The sequence below is a fragment of the Actinoallomurus rhizosphaericola genome (genome assembly GCF_024055675.1).
In the GTDB taxonomy this organism is placed as follows: Bacteria; Actinomycetota; Actinomycetes; order Streptosporangiales; family Streptosporangiaceae; genus Actinoallomurus; species Actinoallomurus soli.
This window is the reverse complement of record NZ_JAMXMW010000024.1, coordinates 120,879-137,181: the sequence shown is the minus strand read 5'-3', so window position 1 is coordinate 137,181 and position 16,303 is coordinate 120,879. Positions and strand designations below refer to the sequence as shown.

General features: G+C 69.3%; 11 protein-coding genes and 1 pseudogene. 7 read left to right on the top strand and 5 right to left on the bottom strand.

What is annotated here, in order from left to right:
* Nucleotides 1–120 precede the first annotated feature (120 nt).
* Nucleotides 121–4,446 carry an FtsK/SpoIIIE domain-containing protein gene (locus NE234_RS38295; RefSeq protein ID WP_308206977.1) on the top strand — a complete coding sequence of 1,442 codons (4,326 nt, stop codon included), beginning with the start codon at nucleotides 121–123 and terminating at the stop codon, nucleotides 4,444–4,446.
* A 484-nt stretch (nucleotides 4,447–4,930) separates the two neighbouring features.
* Here NE234_RS38295 and NE234_RS38290 read toward each other — a convergent pair whose 3' ends face one another.
* Entirely contained in the window at nucleotides 4,931–5,182 is a 252-nt protein-coding gene (locus NE234_RS38290) for a hypothetical protein (protein ID WP_252785864.1), read from the bottom strand.
* Between the two features lie 363 nt (nucleotides 5,183–5,545).
* Between NE234_RS38290 and NE234_RS38285 the strand changes: the two genes are divergently transcribed.
* Nucleotides 5,546–5,908 (top strand): beta/gamma crystallin domain-containing protein, encoded by a 363-nt coding sequence (locus tag NE234_RS38285; protein ID WP_252785863.1) that lies wholly within the window; start codon nucleotides 5,546–5,548, stop codon nucleotides 5,906–5,908.
* 402 nt (nucleotides 5,909–6,310) lie between these two features.
* On the opposite strand, the gene NE234_RS38280 is transcribed toward NE234_RS38285, so the two are convergent.
* Nucleotides 6,311–7,186 (bottom strand): IS3 family transposase, encoded by an 876-nt coding sequence (locus NE234_RS38280; protein ID WP_252785862.1) that lies wholly within the window; start codon nucleotides 7,184–7,186, stop codon nucleotides 6,311–6,313.
* Nucleotides 7,183–7,308: pseudogene (locus tag NE234_RS38275) on the bottom strand (helix-turn-helix domain-containing protein); the annotation flags it as partial. The pseudogene NE234_RS38275 and the gene NE234_RS38280, both read right to left, overlap by 4 nt.
* Nucleotides 7,309–7,705: 397 nt before the next feature.
* Here NE234_RS38275 and NE234_RS38270 point away from each other — a divergent pair.
* From NE234_RS38270 to NE234_RS38260, 3 genes are all read left to right on the top strand, one after another.
* Complete coding sequence (locus NE234_RS38270) at nucleotides 7,706–8,062, top strand: lactococcin 972 family bacteriocin (protein ID WP_252785860.1); 357 nt, start codon at nucleotides 7,706–7,708, stop codon at nucleotides 8,060–8,062.
* Nucleotides 8,063–8,125: 63 nt separating this feature from the next.
* Nucleotides 8,126–10,282 (top strand): hypothetical protein, encoded by a 2,157-nt coding sequence (locus NE234_RS38265; RefSeq protein WP_252785859.1) that lies wholly within the window; start codon nucleotides 8,126–8,128, stop codon nucleotides 10,280–10,282.
* A 19-nt stretch (nucleotides 10,283–10,301) separates the two neighbouring features.
* Nucleotides 10,302–10,928, top strand: coding sequence for an ATP-binding cassette domain-containing protein (locus NE234_RS38260; protein ID WP_252785858.1), 627 nt, complete (start codon nucleotides 10,302–10,304; stop codon nucleotides 10,926–10,928).
* A gap of 61 nt (nucleotides 10,929–10,989) precedes the next feature.
* Here NE234_RS38260 and NE234_RS38255 read toward each other — a convergent pair whose 3' ends face one another.
* On the bottom strand, nucleotides 10,990–11,259 hold the full coding sequence (locus tag NE234_RS38255; protein WP_252785857.1) for a WXG100 family type VII secretion target: 270 nt from the start codon (nucleotides 11,257–11,259) through the stop codon (nucleotides 10,990–10,992).
* A gap of 136 nt (nucleotides 11,260–11,395) precedes the next feature.
* Nucleotides 11,396–12,655 (bottom strand): MFS transporter, encoded by a 1,260-nt coding sequence (locus tag NE234_RS38250; protein ID WP_252785856.1) that lies wholly within the window; start codon nucleotides 12,653–12,655, stop codon nucleotides 11,396–11,398.
* A 345-nt stretch (nucleotides 12,656–13,000) separates the two neighbouring features.
* On the opposite strand from NE234_RS38250, the gene NE234_RS38245 reads away from it, so the two are divergent.
* Together NE234_RS38245 and NE234_RS38240 are read left to right on the top strand one after the other, a co-directional pair.
* Nucleotides 13,001–14,764 (top strand): acetyl/propionyl/methylcrotonyl-CoA carboxylase subunit alpha, encoded by a 1,764-nt coding sequence (locus NE234_RS38245; protein ID WP_252785898.1) that lies wholly within the window; start codon nucleotides 13,001–13,003, stop codon nucleotides 14,762–14,764.
* Nucleotides 14,765–14,945: 181 nt separating this feature from the next.
* Nucleotides 14,946–16,295, top strand: coding sequence for a hypothetical protein (locus NE234_RS38240; protein ID WP_252785855.1), 1,350 nt, complete (start codon nucleotides 14,946–14,948; stop codon nucleotides 16,293–16,295).
* The last annotated feature ends 8 nt before the right edge of the window (nucleotides 16,296–16,303 follow it).

Sequence of the window (16,303 nt, the reverse complement as noted above, 5' to 3'; positions counted from 1 at the left end):
GTCAACGGTGATTCCGATATGACGGTAGAAACCGTTGCGAGATCACTAATTACGGCGCTCAACACCGAGCCGGTCAAAGAGGCCCTCGCGGAAGTCGTACACCTACCAAGCGCACGCTGGGTGGCCGAATCCGCGCCGCCCCTGTGGGCGGGCGGCCGCATGCTCGATCCGGCCGTCCCCGCGGCACGGGTCCTGCGCGACGGCGCCCTCGTGGCCCTCGACCCCGCCGGCGCCGTCGCGACGGTCCTGGCCGAGCCCGCCGGAAGTGCCGAGATCCGTGTCGCCGGCGGCCCCGCCGCGGGCGCGGTGCACCGTGTCGGCATCGGTGAGACGACCGTCGGCAGCGGTCCCGACGTGGACGTGCGCCTCGGCGACCCGTCCGTTCCCGCGCACGCCCTGACCGTCACGGTCGAGTCCCACCGCGTCACCGTCTCCGTCACGGTCGCCGCCGCCGGCGACGCCCTCCTCGACGGGGCCCCGCTCGACGGCACCGCCCAGTGGGCTCCCGGCGGGATGCTGACCGTCGGGTCCTCCGTGCTGACCTACGTCCCGGCCTCCGCCCCGGACGCCCACCTCGCACCCCTGGAGGACGGCGGGCTCGCCTACAACCGGCCGCCCCGCCTGCTGCCGCCCGAGCGGCCCTCCAGGCTGGAGGTCCCACAGGAGCCGCCGAAGACGCAGCGCGAACGGCTCCGGCTGGTCGGCTCGCTGCTGTTCGCCGCGGCCGGCGTCGTCATGGCCGTCGTCACCGGCCAGTGGTACTGGGCGCTGATGGCCCTCGCCTACCCCGTCATCCAGGTCGGCGAGTGGATCGCCGACCGGATGTACGGCCGCACGTCCTACAAGAAGGCGATCAAGGACTACCGGCACGCCAAGGAGGAGTTCGACGCCGCGCTGGAGCACCTGCGCCACGCCGACGAACAGGACCGCCGCGCGCTCGCGCCGGACGCCGCCGAGGTGCTCCTGACCGCCACCGGCCCGCGCCGGCGGCTCTGGGAACGCCGCCGCTCCGACGCCGACACCCTGTACCTGCGCGTCGGCCTCGCCGACCTCCCCGCGGACGTCGAGCTCGTCCCCGGCCGCGGCGGCGACGCCGACCCCGTCATGCCCGAGCCGCCCGTCGCGCACGCCGTCCCCGTCTCGCTGCCCCTCGCCGACCTCGGCGTCATCGGGCTCGCCGGCCCCCGCGACCGCTCCCGCGCGCTCGCCCGCTGGCTCGTCGCCCAGGCCGCCGCTCTGCACAGCCCCCGCGACCTGGCCATCGTCGTGCTCTCCGCCGACCCCGACGGCGGCGAGCACTGGAACTGGGTCCGCTGGCTCCCGCACTCGTCCCCCCGCGAAGGCGAGGAGTGCGTCGCGCTGATCGGCGCGGACCCCGACTCCGTCGCCCACCGCATCACCGAGCTGGCGATCCGCATCACCGAACGCCGCCGCGCCGCCGACCGGTCCGCCGGCGGCCTCTTCGGCGGCGCCGCCCAGGGCTCCGGCCCGTACAACATCCTCCTCGTCATGGACGGCGCGCGGCGCCTGCGCCGGATGCCGGGCATGCCGCAGGTCCTGTCCGCCGGCCCGTCGTACGGGCTGCACGCGATCTGCATCGACGACGACGAACGCCTCCTCCCGGAGGAGTGCACCGCCGTCGCCGTGTGGGACTGGGACCGGCCCGCGCACGTACGGCTGCGCGGCCACGGCCTCGACTCCCTCGGCCCGATCCTCGCCGACCAGGTCTCCACCGGCTGGTGCGACCGCATGGCCCGCGCCCTCGCCCCCGTACGGGACGTCTCCCGCGACGACGCCGAGTCGGCCGTCCCCCGCGAGGCCCGGCTCCTCGACGTCCTCGGCATGCCGAACCCCACCGCCGCCCACGTCCAGGCGATCTGGGCCGCCGGCGGCCGTACGACCGCCGTCCCGGTCGGCCTGTCGGCCGACGGCGTGTTCACCGTCGACCTGCGCGTCGACGGGCCGCACGGCCTCATCGCCGGCACCACGGGCGCCGGCAAGTCCGAGCTCCTGCAGACCGTCATCGCGTCGCTCGCCGTGGCGAACCGGCCCGACGAGCTGACGTTCGTCCTCATCGACTACAAGGGCGGCGCCGCGTTCGCGGACTGCGCGGCGCTGCCGCACGTCGCCGGAGTGGTCACCGACCTCGACGGCCACCTCACCGAACGCGCCCTCGAATCCCTCGGCGCCGAGCTGCGCCGCCGCGAGGAGATCCTCCTGCACGCCGGGGCCAAGGACATCGAGGACTACTGCGAGCTCCACGACGACGGCGACCCGCGCGCCTCCATCCGGATGCCGCGCCTCGTCCTCGTCATCGACGAGTTCGCCACGCTCGCCGCCGAGCTCCCCGGCTTCGTCGACGGCCTCGTCGACGTCGGCCGCCGCGGCCGCTCCCTCGGCGTCCACCTGCTCCTCGCCACCCAGCGCCCCGCCGGCGTCGTCACCGCCGACATCCGCGCCAACACCAACCTGCGGATCGCGCTGCGCGTCACCGCCGCCGAGGAGTCCACCGACGTCATCGACGACCCGTCGGCCGCCCGCATCTCCAAGGCCACGCCCGGCCGCTGCTACGTACGGTCCGGCGCCGCCGCGCCGCACGCCGTCCAGTCGGCCCGCATCGGCGGCCGCCGCCCCGGCGCCCTCACCGCCACGCCCGCCGAGGTCCTCCCCCTCCCCTGGCAGGGTCTCGGCCGCCCCCTCCCCGTCGCCGGCCCCGCCGACGACGAGACGGCCACGCTCACCGACCTGAAGGCCCTCGTCGCCGCGATCCGCGACGCCGCCGACCGCGCCGGTCTCGACGACCAGCCGCCCCCGTGGCTGGAGCCGCTCCCGGCCCGCGTCACCCTCGGCGACCTGCCCGCCGTGTTCACCGACCATGACGACGTGGCCCCGCTCGCGTTCGGCCTGACCGACCTGCCGTCCGCCCAGACCCGCTCCGTCCTCGCCCTCGACCTCGTCCAGGGCGGCCACCTGTACGTCGCAGGCTCGGCGCGCTCCGGCCGTACCACGGTCCTGCGCACCCTCGCCGGCTCCCTGGCCGCCACCTGCGCCCCCGCCGACGCCCACCTCTACGCCATCGACTGCGGCGGGAACGCCCTCCTCCCCCTCGTCTCCCTCCCGCACTGCGGCGCCGTCGTCACGCGCGACCAGACCGAACGCCTCGAACGCCTCCTCACCCGCCTCCACGCCGAGGTCGGCCGCCGCCAGCAGATCCTCGCGGCCACCGGCTTCTCCTCCCTCGCCGAACAGCGGACCGCCGCCGCGCCCGCCGAACGCCTGCCCTGGATGCTCCTCCTGCTCGACCGCTGGGAGGGCTACGTCGCCGCGTTCGAGGACTACGACTACGGCCGCCTCATCGACTCCCTCCTGCGCCTCCTGCGCGAGGGCGCCGCCGTCGGCCTGCGCGCCGTCTTCACCGGCGACCGTTCCGGCCTCACGGGCCAGGTCTCCACGGTCTTCGACGGCCGCCTGATCCTGCGCATGGCCGACCCGAACGACTACGCCTACGCGGGCATCGACGAACGCCACGTCCCGTCCGACATGCCGCCGGGGCGGGTCCTCGAGCCGGTCGGCCCGGACGGCTCGCCGCGCGAGTCCCAGATCGCCCTCCTGACCGACGTCGCCGCCGGCACCGCCCAGGTCGCCGCCTTGCAGCGGCTCGCGAGAGAGGCCGAGCGCGCGTACGACCGGCCGGGTCGCGCCCAGCGGCCGCTGCACGTCGACGAGCTGCCGGTCCACGTGACCTACGCGGAGGCCCTGGCCTTCGACCCCGACTTCGTCGCGCCGTCCCCGTTGTGGGCGCTCGTCGGCGCGGGCGGCGACGAGCTCGGCCCGATCGGCGTCGACCTCCTCGCCGACGGCCCCGGCTTCACCGTCGCGGGCCCGCCCCGCTCCGGCCGCTCGACGGTCCTGATGACGATGGTGAGGTCGCTGCTCGACCCGCGGATCGGCGAGGGCACCGTGCCGGTGGTCCTCGTCTGCCCGCGCCGTTCACCGCTCCGGGACCTGCGCGGCGAGCCGGGCGTGCTCGCCGTCCTGGAGGGCCCGGACGACGCGTACCGGTTCGAGGAGATCGTGGAGGGCCACAGCCGGTACGTGGTGGTGGTCGACGACGCCGAGCTGCTCGACGGCGGTTCGTTCGACGACGTGCTGGTCCGCGCGCTGCGCGCGGCCCGCGACGCGGAGCAGGCCGTCGTCATCGCCGGCACGACCCAGGACCTGGCACGCGGTTACAGCGGTTTCATCTCCGAGACGCGCCGCTCCCGCACCGGCGTCCTCCTCGCCGTCACCTCCCCGGACGACGGCGACGTCTTCAACCTCCGCCTCCCCCGCCAGATCGCCCTGGAGGGCCCCACCGGCCGCGGCCTCTACGTCCACCTCGGACAGATCCTCGCGGTGCAGGCGGCCGTCCATTCCCCCACCGACCGGCGATCGAACCATCGGTAAGGCACCCGAATCACTCATCACCCCCACGATCCGAGCGGAGCAGCATGCCGGCCGATCGTCTGCCCTGAGTCAGTTCGCGGTGGACGAGCGCCGACCGCCGGCGGATTTATAGGACGCCATGGATCTTGGCGCTACTCCCCCGCTGATGCGATGGAGGAGCGGGGCCTCCGCTCCCGTGACGCTTTCCGCCGGGCGCATGCTCGGGGTTGTAGTCACAAGCCACCGCGAGGACTCGACTATCGGACCCCGCTACAGGTCCTGCGGCAACGAGTACGAGAACCGGCAGTTCGCAGCATGAATTAACCGTTGAGCAGCTGTCCGGAAATTTCGGGACGGGCCACCGACGCATTCCGCGTATTTTCCGGGTCTTGGTCTTCGGCCAGTCTGCTGGTGTTGCCGTCGGCGTTGCCGTCACTGTCGTAACTCAACCGCTCCCGGGAAGACTCATCGTCAGGAAGCCCTGACGATCAGGAGTGCTACTACGTCAGGTCGGCCTCACGGTCAGCGGCAGTGACCTGGTCATGGAAGCGTGCGGCTTAGCACCATCCGAGAGTTTGCTGCTCTCCAGCACATAGATGGCGTCCTTGGTAACTGCCACACAGCGGTACTTGATCCAGAACGTCGTCAGGCCCGTAAGATACGTGATGACGAAGAAGCCGAAGTTCGGCGCAACCTGGGCGACGAACGCCTGGCGAATCTCGCTGCCCGCAGGCAGGAAGGGCACCAAACCTTCCACCGAGTCCTGGCGCGGTTTCTAAACGTCGGGCGTGTCAGTCACCCGCAATTTGTACCACGTCGCGGCCTGGGCTTGTGAGCTGCTGCTTCGGCCACATAGCCCGCTGCCTGGTCATCCCGTCTCCTGTCGGCCCACCCTCCGGGGAGCGGGCAATGCGCACCCGGCGGACTCGCCGTCGGAGACTCCCTGACGTGTAGTCGAACGACAGCTCCGGAGCGTCGTCGGCGCCTTCGGTCTCTCAACGTTTCAGCGGCGGGCATTACCTATGAAGGCTAAATAGGCAACGTTACCGATATCTCGACAGCCTGCGGCGATGGGAGAATCGTTAGGTCGGGCCGATCTACATCAAGGTGAGGTGGTCAAGTGCTTTCCGTCAGCCGAAAGCCGATCAAGCGCGCCGGAATCATCGCCGGAGCAGCCGCACTGTTCATGTCCCTTATTTCAGGGCCAGCTTTCGCAATCAACGGGGTTGATTGCGTTAGTTCTGATTTCTTGCAGATCTGGTACCACGACGGCGAGCATACGTACACGTCGTTGTGCTTCGCGAATGCGGGGACCATCTTCCCGTGGGGCCACAACACGATCCGCTGGATCGACAAGGTGTCCACCGGCAATAACGACGTGATAATCCATGACGATAACGGAACCGAAGTTTACATCTCGCGATGGAACATCGTGACCTACCCCAACCGTCCGATGGCGACGAACCACCTGACTATTCTCTGAGGTGATCTCAGCGACTTTCACGTGCTCTTCGTCGTGCTCCAAATGCGTGAGTACGGCAAAGAGTGCGACTCTTACCTCGATCTTTCGTGAGGCCGGTCGGGTCGTGTAGTGGTCGTGTAGCGACCAGCCGTACTTCGTGCCGATCAGGTGGCGGGTAGTATTCTACCTCCCGCGCCAGCAGACGTGTTGGAGTCTTATGCCCGAGAGATCCGTAGCGATCTCCGTTCCGATGCGGGGCGGCTGCACGCGGCCGCGCGGCTGTTGTGTCTTGAAGGGTGCCAGGAGGCGTTGGGCTACTTGGGCCGTGACGAGGCTGAGGATGACGCCCAGCAGCACGCAGCGAGCCGTGGCGTCTGATCAATTGATGTGCCCCGGTTTTCGTAGAGCCGTGTTGGTTGGCTTTTATGCCGGGCGGACGCGGGTCTTCCACCGGCGCCGGTTCAGTAGCTCGGTCTGCATCCGGCCCCAGAACGACTCGATCACGGCGTTGTCGAAGCAGTCTCCGACCGAGCCCATCGATGCCACCAGCCCGGACTCTTGGGCGCGGCGGGTGAAGGCCCAAGAGGTGAACTGCACCCCGTGATCGGAATGGATGACCGCTCCTGCGGCGGGGCGGCGGTTGTGGATCGCCATGCCCAGGGCGTTGGTCACCAAGGTCGCGGTCTGGGACGAGTCGATCGACCAGCCGACCACGCGGCGGGAGTAGGTGTCCAGCACCACGCAGCAGTACACCTTGCCCTCACGGGTGGGGTGTTCGGTGATATCGGTGACCCACAGCTGATCCGGGCGCTCGCGCGCGAACTTGCGGTCAACCAGGTCGGCTGCCGTCGGCGTCTGGTGGACCGGACGGCGGCGCTTGTGCCCGGGCAGGCCTTTGATGCCAGCTCGATGCATCAGCAGCTCGATCTGGCCGTGACCGACGGCGATGCCGCGGCCGAGGGTCAGCTCGGCGTGGACACGCCGGCCGCCGTAGACGCCGCTTGAGGCGGCGTGCACCTTCCGGATCTGCTCGAGCAACCAGGCATGCCGCAGCGTACGTGCCGACGGCGCGCGGGTCCGCCAGGCGAAGAACCCTGATTCAGAGACGTTGAGCACGCGGCAGCAGGTTCGAATCGGCAGGCCTTCAGCGGCCATCACCTCGATGGCGCTTCGAACCGCCTTTGGGGGAACCGCCTCTCTTACCAGCTCGATCGCCCGGCGGGTGACGGCCAGCTCGGTCTCCAGTTCGGCGATCCGGCGACGGGCCGCGACCAGCTCGGCCTGATCTGAGGAGGTCACACCAGGCTCAAGACCGGCATCGATCCGCCCTGGCGGCGCCAGTTGTCAATGGTCTGGTCGCTGATCTGCAGGTCTGCGGCCACCTGCTGGACGGTCCGGCCGGCCTTCAACAGGTCCAAGACCTTACGACGGAACTAGCTAGGGGGATAGCTCCTGGGCAAGGTCCCCGCACCGGCGTCCTCCCCGCCGTGAGCTCCCCGGACGACGGCTGGCGGTACAAATGGAGACCGGCTGCGATATGGCCGGAATGCGGCGAAAGTACGCGCGTTTGTACCGCCGTCATGTGCTTTGCATCAGTTCCGAAGCCGAGTGCGGGACTCCGAGGAAGACGGCTCTCTACTGGACGTCGACTCATCACCTGACTAACGATCACAATAGCTTGTTATTATCTAGCTGCTTTCCTGGCCCTGAGAGAACCCGAACGCGGCGGCCGGATGGCCGCCGCGTTCGGGTTCACATGCACTCCCAGAGCACTCCTCCGACCGGTGCATGTCATGTCCGTAGCAAGGGAGAGGATCCGTGCAAGAAACGATCAAACGCGGCCTGGTGATGGCCGCCGCAGCCGGCGCCGTTGTCCTCGGTGGCGCCGGCGCCGGTGCCGACACCGCGGACGGCGGATGGGCGAAGTTGTCCCCGGACTCCGGCGTCGCGACCCGCGACCTCAAGAATGTCGGCGGTGGCACGTGGAACTACGGCACCCACGCCACCTATGGCTACTCGAACTACCTTCACGAAAAGAAGTGCCACGGCTCATCCATAAACTCGGGCGACAAGTACAAGCGTGACTGGGGCGTCCGGGCAGGGAACTGGGCGATCACGAAGATCCCGCGAGACGGCACCTCCTCGATCTACGCGTACTGGAGGAACACCTGCTGAGCCTCGGTGAGAGGCTTCATGCTCGCTCACCTGTTCACGTGAGCAACGCCGGCAGGGGGTGACGTGGGGAGCACAGACTCTTCACGTCACCCTTGTGCATCGGGGAACGACATCTGGTTCGAGGGGAATACCCTGTTGCGTCACCGCGCCATAAAGATCGTTCATGTTGTCATCTTCGCCGCATCAACGATGCTCGCTTTTCTGGTGCTGGAGGATCTCGACAGCGAGCCGACACTGGGCGAGACGGCTACGATCTGGATAATGAAGACTCATGGCTCCGTGAACGGCGCCGAGACCGCGCGAATGGTCACCTCATTCGCGCGTGCCCACCATATCTCGATCGTGCGGAAGGTCGATGACTTCCGGGATCCCGGCCGGCTCACGCATCTCTACATCGCCGCGGGCGAACCCGGATCCGCTCCCGCGTTCTGGTTAAAACACGGGTATTCCCCGTTCGGGCATGGTCTTCGCGTCCGAACGCACGCGCTCGAACAGATCGGGTATCCCGACCCAAGGGGTCTGTACCACGTGTACGGATCCCACGACGGGGTCGAGGCACTGCGCGCCGAATTCGCCAGGTCGGGTCTCACCGGTGATTTGATCTATCGTCCAGGGCTCGGCGATCAGATCCACCGTCACTCACGACCTCCCCTGACGTCGGCCTTCTATGTGATCGCCATCAGCGTGGTGCTGACCGTGGGTGCGAGCGTACTGATGAGCGCCAAAGGCTACGGCGTGCTCCGCTTGCACGGCATGTCGTTCCTGACGATCATCCGACGAGATCTTCGTCGCCTGGCGTTCTTCTGGTCGATCGCCGCCGTGGGTGTCACGGCCGTCACATTGATCTTCCTCGGCCTGTACAACGGATTCGCCCGCCTGGGACTGTTCGCACTGATCGCAGGCGGTCTGGCGGGGGCGTTGAGCATCCTGGCGGTCATCGCGCACACCGGCGCGCTCGCTCTCGTCACCCGCGCCGGGATTCTGCGCGGTCTGAAGGGCGAGGTGGCGGCCGGACCGGCGATGGCGGGCGCCTACCTGGTCCGGATCGCCGCCGCGCTGCTCATCTTCGTCATCGGCGGCGCCGCCCTGGTGTCGTGGCAGGACGTCACACGGAGGGAGGCGAGCCGGACGAGATTCGCCTCCCTGGGCGGCGCGACCTACATCGCTCTCGCTGGAAGCCGCACGCCGGACGCCGCTGAGATCATGTCGCATCAGGTCGGCCGATGGCTGCGCCGCGCTGACAGCCGCGGACAGATCATCGCCGACTATCGGTGGCCTCTGGAGCAGCTCGCTCCTCCGGCGGCCGGGCTTCCTGAAGGCGATCTTCTCCTCGTCAACGACACCTTCCTTGCCGACCAGCCGATCGTGGGTCCGTCAGGGGGGCGGTACGGCGCCGATCCGCGGGGCCGGGTACGCGTCATCGTCCCCGAGAAGTTCCGCGAACATGCCGGCGACATCACCGAGAACGTTCCCGCGCAGATCAGCCCGGTGGATGGAGGGGAACGGGTGCGCCGGGCCGGTGTCGACCAGGTGTGGGCTCGCGACGGCCAGACAGTCTTCACGTTCAACGCCGGCGACGACGACAATGCCGAGCAGGACAGGTCGCTGGTGCATGACCCGGTGCTCATCGTCGTACCGAACGGATCGCATCTGATCTCTGACGGCGCCTACACGGCGATGGCAACCCATGATGGGATCATCTTTAAGAATCCCCAAGACGTGTTGGCTGCCATCGGACGAGAGGTGCCGAAAGAAGACATCACCGAGCTGACCCCGGTCGCCCAGCACGCCGCAGCGCGATACGCACAAGCGGCACGCAGGCTGCGGATCAACGCGCTGAGCCTGTCAATGGCCGTGACTGTGTTGTTCATTACCGGGATCGGCGTGTGCACGATCTATGCGCAGAAGAATGCCCAGGCCATATTCGCCAAGCACGTCAGCGGCTGGTCGTTTTGGGCGACCCACCGGAGGCTATTTCTGCTGGACGCGCTTGTCGCCGGCGGACTCGTCGCCTGGGCCGGCTGGGAGATCCGCGGCAGGATCGAAACGCTCAGAGAATTCACGGACCGCGGGGTTCCACCGCCGCCGAACCTGCCGCCGGCCGACTGGTGGGAACTCGCTCCCGCCACGGGGGTGGCCTTGCTCGCGACGGCCCTGCTGGTGGCTGCGCTGTCCTTCGCCCACCACCGCGTCGTCAAGGAACACGCCGCCGATGCCTGATCAAGCCGGGAGCCCGACTGTGATCGCTGTCCATCGCCTGTCCAAGTCATTCGGCCGCCGCACGTTGTGGTCGGACCTCAGCCTCACCGTCAAGGGCGGCGAAATGCTCGCCGTGACCGGTCCCAGCGGGTCGGGCAAATCCACCCTTCTCAACTGCATCGGCCTGCTCGAACCGCCGACCAGCGGGCAGATCATGTATGACGGTGCGGACATCACCCGGTTCGGAAGGAGAAGAGGACGCCGCTTCCGCCGCGACGTCCTCGGCTACCTGTTCCAGAGTTACGCGCTCATTGAGAACGCCACGGTCGCCGACAATCTCGAGGTCGCGGTCACAACCCGGCGGGATCGACGTTCCCGTTACCGTGATGCACTCGAACGCGTGGGCCTGGCAGGGCGGGAGAACGAGAAGATCCATCACCTCAGTGGCGGTGAACAGCAACGCGTCGCCCTCGCCCGCCTGCTGGTGAAGCGGCCATCCCTCATCCTGGCCGACGAGCCGACAGGAGCCCTTGACCATGCCAACGCCGCCATGGTCATCAACACATTGCAAGAGATGAGCAACTCAGGCTGCGCCGTGATCATCGCGACGCACAGCGACTACATTCAAGGCGAATGCGACGCGGCCTTCGATGTCAGCACGTTCTGACCCGGCGAGGTACCGTGCGCACAGCCGGGACTCGCAGGTCCCGGCCGTGTGACAGCCAGGGCTATTTGCCGACGTTGCGGAAGCCCTCGGCGCGGCTGTTGATGTCCCGGTGGGCCTCTTGGAAGGCGACGACCATCTTGTCGAACGACGGCTTCGCCTGCGCCCAGGCCTCGCGGAACCGGTTGGCGCCGGGGCCCTGCCAGATGCTCTGGCTGCTCTGGGTGTTCGCGTTGAGGTCCCGGATGATCTGGTCGAGCTCCTGGCCGTGCTTCTGGAAGAGGCTGGCGAGCCTCTTCATGGCGTCGGGATCGCCACCGTAGATGCCGCCCATTGAATTCTCTCCGTTCGCTGTCGACCCGTCTGTGCAATCAAGCATCGGCAGGAGATTGGCGGAACCCCTCCCCTTGTCCGCTTCCGGCCATCCATCCGAACAAGATTCTTAAGTGGCCGTGCGAAATGATCGGCGGTCACGTCGGCGCGGCGGACGAATCAGAAGAAGTCGGCGCTTTCTCGGTGACGGCCGGGAGGTGGCGGATGGCGGGGACGGCCAGGGCGGCGAGGGCGACGAGGAACTGGAGGGCGCCCGCGAGCCAGAGGGCCGGGTGGGTGCCGACACCGGCCGCGAGCGGGCCGGCCGTGGCCTGGCCGATGGGCTGAACGGCGAAGGATCCGAACCAGTCGTACGCGCTGACGCGGGACAGGGCCTTGTCCGGGACGTGATGCTGAATGGCCGTCTCCATGAACGTGTTGAAGAGCGTCATCCCGACGCCGCCGAGGAAGGCCAGGGCGGACACCGTGACGACGGAGAGGCCCGCCGCCAGGCCCATGGTGGGCAGGGCGCAGCACGCGAGGGCGAGGACGCCCGTCCGCAGGGGGCGGCGCGGGTGAACGCGCAGCGCGGCGAGACCGCCGACCAGCGAGCCCACGCCGAGCAGGGCCTGGATCGCCGCCCAGCCGGCGGGGCCGCCGGACGACCGTTCGGCGGTCGCCGGGCCGAGGACGTAGTAGGCCGCGAACAGCAGGTTCGTGAGGGACGCCGTGGCGACGAGGGCACAGACCCAGGTCCTGGAGCTGAACTCCGTCCAGCCCTCGCGCAGGTCACGCAGGAAGGACTGCGCCGGCGCGGGCCGCTGCGCGGGCAGGCGCAGCCGGGAGAGCGTGGCCGCGCTGATCGCGAACGTGGCGGCGTCGGCGGCGATGGCCCATCCAGGGCCCGCCGTCGCGGCCAGGAGACCGGCCAGGACCGGGCCGCCGATCTTGCCGATCGACAGGGACAGGCCCCGCAGCGCGTTGGCCTGTTGGAGGCGGGGACCGGTGACGATGGCGGGGAGGAGGCCCGTCGAGGCGGGGCTGAACAGGGCGGTCGCCGTACCGTGCACCGCTTGGAGCGCGCCGAGCTCCCAGATCGTCGCGTGGCCGCCGATCAGGAGGGCGGCCATCGTGCCCTGGCCGAGGAAGCGCGCCAGGTCGGCGGCGACCATGATCCGGCGCCGGGGCAGGCGGTCTGCGATCACCCCTCCGACGAGCAGGCCCGCGATCATGGGGATCGTCCGGGCCGCCAGGACGTAGCCGAGGTCGGCCGGTGACCCGGTGAGGTCCAGGACGGCGAACGCCAGGGCGACTCCGATCATGCCGTCGCCGAGCAGCGACGCCGATTGGCCGACGAAGTACCGCCGGAACTGCCGTTCTCTGAGGACGGCGAGGGCCGTCCCGGGCGCGGGGCTCATGACCCCGCCCTCTCGCCGCACGCCGTTCGCCCCGGTTCGATCACGATGACCATCTTCGACGGGCCGTGGCCGGGGTGGATGAGCGCGAGGACGAGTGAACCGAGGTCTCGGCCAACGGGCATGCGTCTCGGATCCGAGGCGGATGAAGGCGCACGAATCAGCCGCGAGGTGGCGAATATCCGAGATTCTTGCCCACCTGACGCCGAAGGCCAGGTGACAGGGCCTCCGCAGCACCGTAGCAAGTGATTGGTTACCCTGGAGATCGCCACAACCGGGCGGCCCTTGAGCGCGAGAAGAGCGGGGTTGCCTAGACTCTGGCTGATCGGCAAGAGCGAGGAGTCGTACGTGCGCAAGGTCCTGATCGCCAACCGGGGTGAGATCGCCGTCCGTATCGCGCGGGCGTGCCGGGACGCGGGAATCGGCAGTGTCGCCGTCTACTCGGAACCCGACCTGGACGGGCTGCACGCCCGGGTCGCGGATGAGGCGTACGCGCTGGGCGGGTCGACCGCGGCGGAGAGCTACCTCGACATCGACAAGCTGCTGCGGATCGCCAAGGAGAGCGGCGCCGACGCCGTGCACCCCGGCTACGGCTTCCTCTCCGAGAACGCCGGGTTCGCCGAGGCGGTGATCGACGCCGGGCTGACCTGGATCGGGCCGCCGCCGAGCGCGATCATGGCGCTGGGCGACAAGGTGCAGGCTAGGCACATCGCGCAGAAGGTCGGCGCTCCGCTGGTGGCGGGCACCAAGGACCCGGTCAAGGACGCCGACGAGGTGGTGGAGTTCGCGCGGGAGCACGGGCTGCCGATCGCGATCAAGGCTGCGTTCGGCGGTGGCGGACGCGGGCTGAAGGTCGCGCGCACGATGGAGGAGATCCCGGAGCTGTACGAGTCGGCCGTCCGTGAGGCGGTGGGCGCGTTCGGGCGCGGGGAGTGCTTCGTCGAGCGGTACCTCGACCGGCCGCGTCACGTGGAGACCCAGTGCATCGCCGACCGGCACGGGAACGTCGTGGTCGTCTCCACGCGTGACTGCTCGCTGCAGCGCCGGCACCAGAAGCTCGTGGAGGAGGCCCCGGCGCCGTTCCTGAGCGAGGAGCAGCTGGCGACCCTGTACTCCAGCTCCAAGGCGATCCTGCGTGAGGCCGGGTACGTCGGCGCGGGCACGTGCGAGTTCCTCGTCGGCCAGGACGGCACGATCTCGTTCCTCGAGGTGAACACCCGGCTCCAGGTCGAGCACCCGGTCACCGAGGAGGTCGCGGGCGTCGACCTCGTACGGGAGCAGTTCCGGGTCGCGGAGGGCGAGGAGCTGGGCTATGACGACCCGGTCCTGCGCGGGCACTCGATCGAGTTCCGCATCAACGCGGAGGACGCGGGGCGCAACTTCCTGCCCGCTCCGGGGACGATCACCCGGTGGAGCGCGCCGAGCGGTCCGGGCGTGCGCCTGGACAGCGGGTTCGAGCAGGGCATGGTCGTCCCGCAGATGTACGACTCGATGATCGCGAAGCTGATCGTCACCGGCGCGACCCGTACGGAGGCGCTGCAGCGGTCCCGGCGCGCGCTCGCGGAGTTCGAGATCGAGGGCATGCCGACGGTCATCCCGTTCCACCGCGCGGTGATCGAGGACCCGGCGTTCGTCGATGAGCCGTTCCAGGTGCACACGCGCTGGATCGAGACCGAGTTCGACAACCGGATCGCGCCGTACGACGCGACGGTCGAGGCGGCCGAACCGTCGGAGCGCGAGAGGGTGACCGTCGAGGTCGGCGGCAAGCGCATCGAGGTGGTGCTCCCCGCGGGGCTGGGCGCCTCGGCGGGCGACCCCGGCCCGAGCGCCGGTCGCGCGGCGGCGCCGGCCCGGCGCAAGGGCGGAAAGAAGGCCGGAGGGGCCGCGGCGGGCGGAGACGCGCTGGTCAGCCCGATGCAGGGCACCATCGTCAAGATCCTCGTCGAGGACGGTACGGCGGTGGAGGCCGGAGCCACGATCGTGGTCCTCGAGGCGATGAAGATGGAGCAGCCGCTGACGGCGCACAAGGCGGGCACGGTGACGGGCCTGGCCGCGCAGGTCGGTCAGACGGTCTCCAACGGCGCCGTGATCTGCGAGATCAAGGACGCCTGAGCCGGCGGCCGGGGCCTACCCGAGAGACGGGACCCGAGCGGGGCGTAACCTGATGCTCGCCATCGGTTACGCTCGGCTCTGGGACGTCCTGGTGCCCGGGGTGCCGCGCGCTGTGGCCTGTGCGCGGAACCATCTCGAGCGCTGATTCGTCGAAGGTAGTCCAAGCATTCACACTGATCACATGAAGGCCGCCATGAAGCTTCGCCGTTCGACGATTCTCGCCGCCATGGCCGCCGTCGTCGCACTGCTGTTCGCGTTCGCCGTTCCGGCGAACGCCGACCCGTTCCAGAACGTGGTCCGGGGCTTGAAGAGCCAGGGGTTCTACCTGTCCTCGGACGCGGGCGCGTCGATGTCCGGTTCCGACCAGCAATCAGTGATCAACGCGCTGAAGGACGACGATTCGACCATCCGGATCGCCGTGGTGAAGCAGGACCGCGTCTCCTCCTCGGGCCTGCGCCAGCTCGACAGCGCCCTGGGCCGGAAGGGCACGCTCATCCTGCTCGACGGCACCGGACGGCGGATCCTCGCGGGCACCCACGAGGGCCTGGGCAGTAGCAAGGTCCAGCAGCTGGTGACGCAGGCGCGGGGTGACTCGTCCAACCTCAAGGACCTGATCCTCAACCTGAACCAGCGGTTCGACAAGGCGATCTCCGACAAGAAGTCGGGCTCGGCGACGGCCGGGTTCGTGGTGCTGGGCGTCCTCGTCCTCATCGTCCTCGGCATCGTGGGCCTGATCTTCTTCGCGCGCAAGCGGCGCAAGGAGCGGGACGCCAAGCAGCTGGCCGAGCTCAAGGAGAACGTCTACGAGGACGTCACCCGGCTCGGTGAGGACATCACCGGGCTGAACCTCAACGTGATGGACCCGAACCTCGACCCGGCCGCCCGGGACGACTACCAGCGGGCCATGGACGCCTACGACCGGGCCAAGGCCGCGGTCGACGAGGCGCGTCGCCCGCAGGACATGAGCAGGGTCACCGAGGCTCTGGCGGACGGCCGGTACTCCATGTCCGCGGTGCGGGCCCGCCTGGACGGCCGGCCGGTTCCCGAGCGGCGCGCTCCCTGCTTCTTCAACCCGCAGCACGGCCCGTCGGTGCAGGACGTCATGTGGGCGCCCGCGGGCGGCGCGCCCCGGTCGGTCCCGGCCTGCGCGGCCGACGCGCAGCGGGTGCTGTCGGGCATGGACCCGGACGCCCGCCTGGTCACGATCGGCGGTCAGCGCCGGCCGTACTGGGACGCCGGACCGATGTACGCGCCGTACGCCGGCGGCTACTACTCCGGCTTCGGCGGCGGTGACATGCTCGGCGGCCTGCTGATCGGCACCGCGCTCGGCTCCATGTTCAGCGGGGGCTGGGGCGATCACGGCGGCTACGACGCCGGTTACATGGCCGGGTACGAGGCCGGCAACGACAACGACGGCGACTGGGGCTTCGGCGGTGGAGACGGCGGCGGTGGCGGCTTCGACATCGGCGGCGGCGACTTCGGAGGCTTCGACGGCGGTGGTGACTTCGGCGGTGGCGGCGGCGACTGGTGATGGGGGTT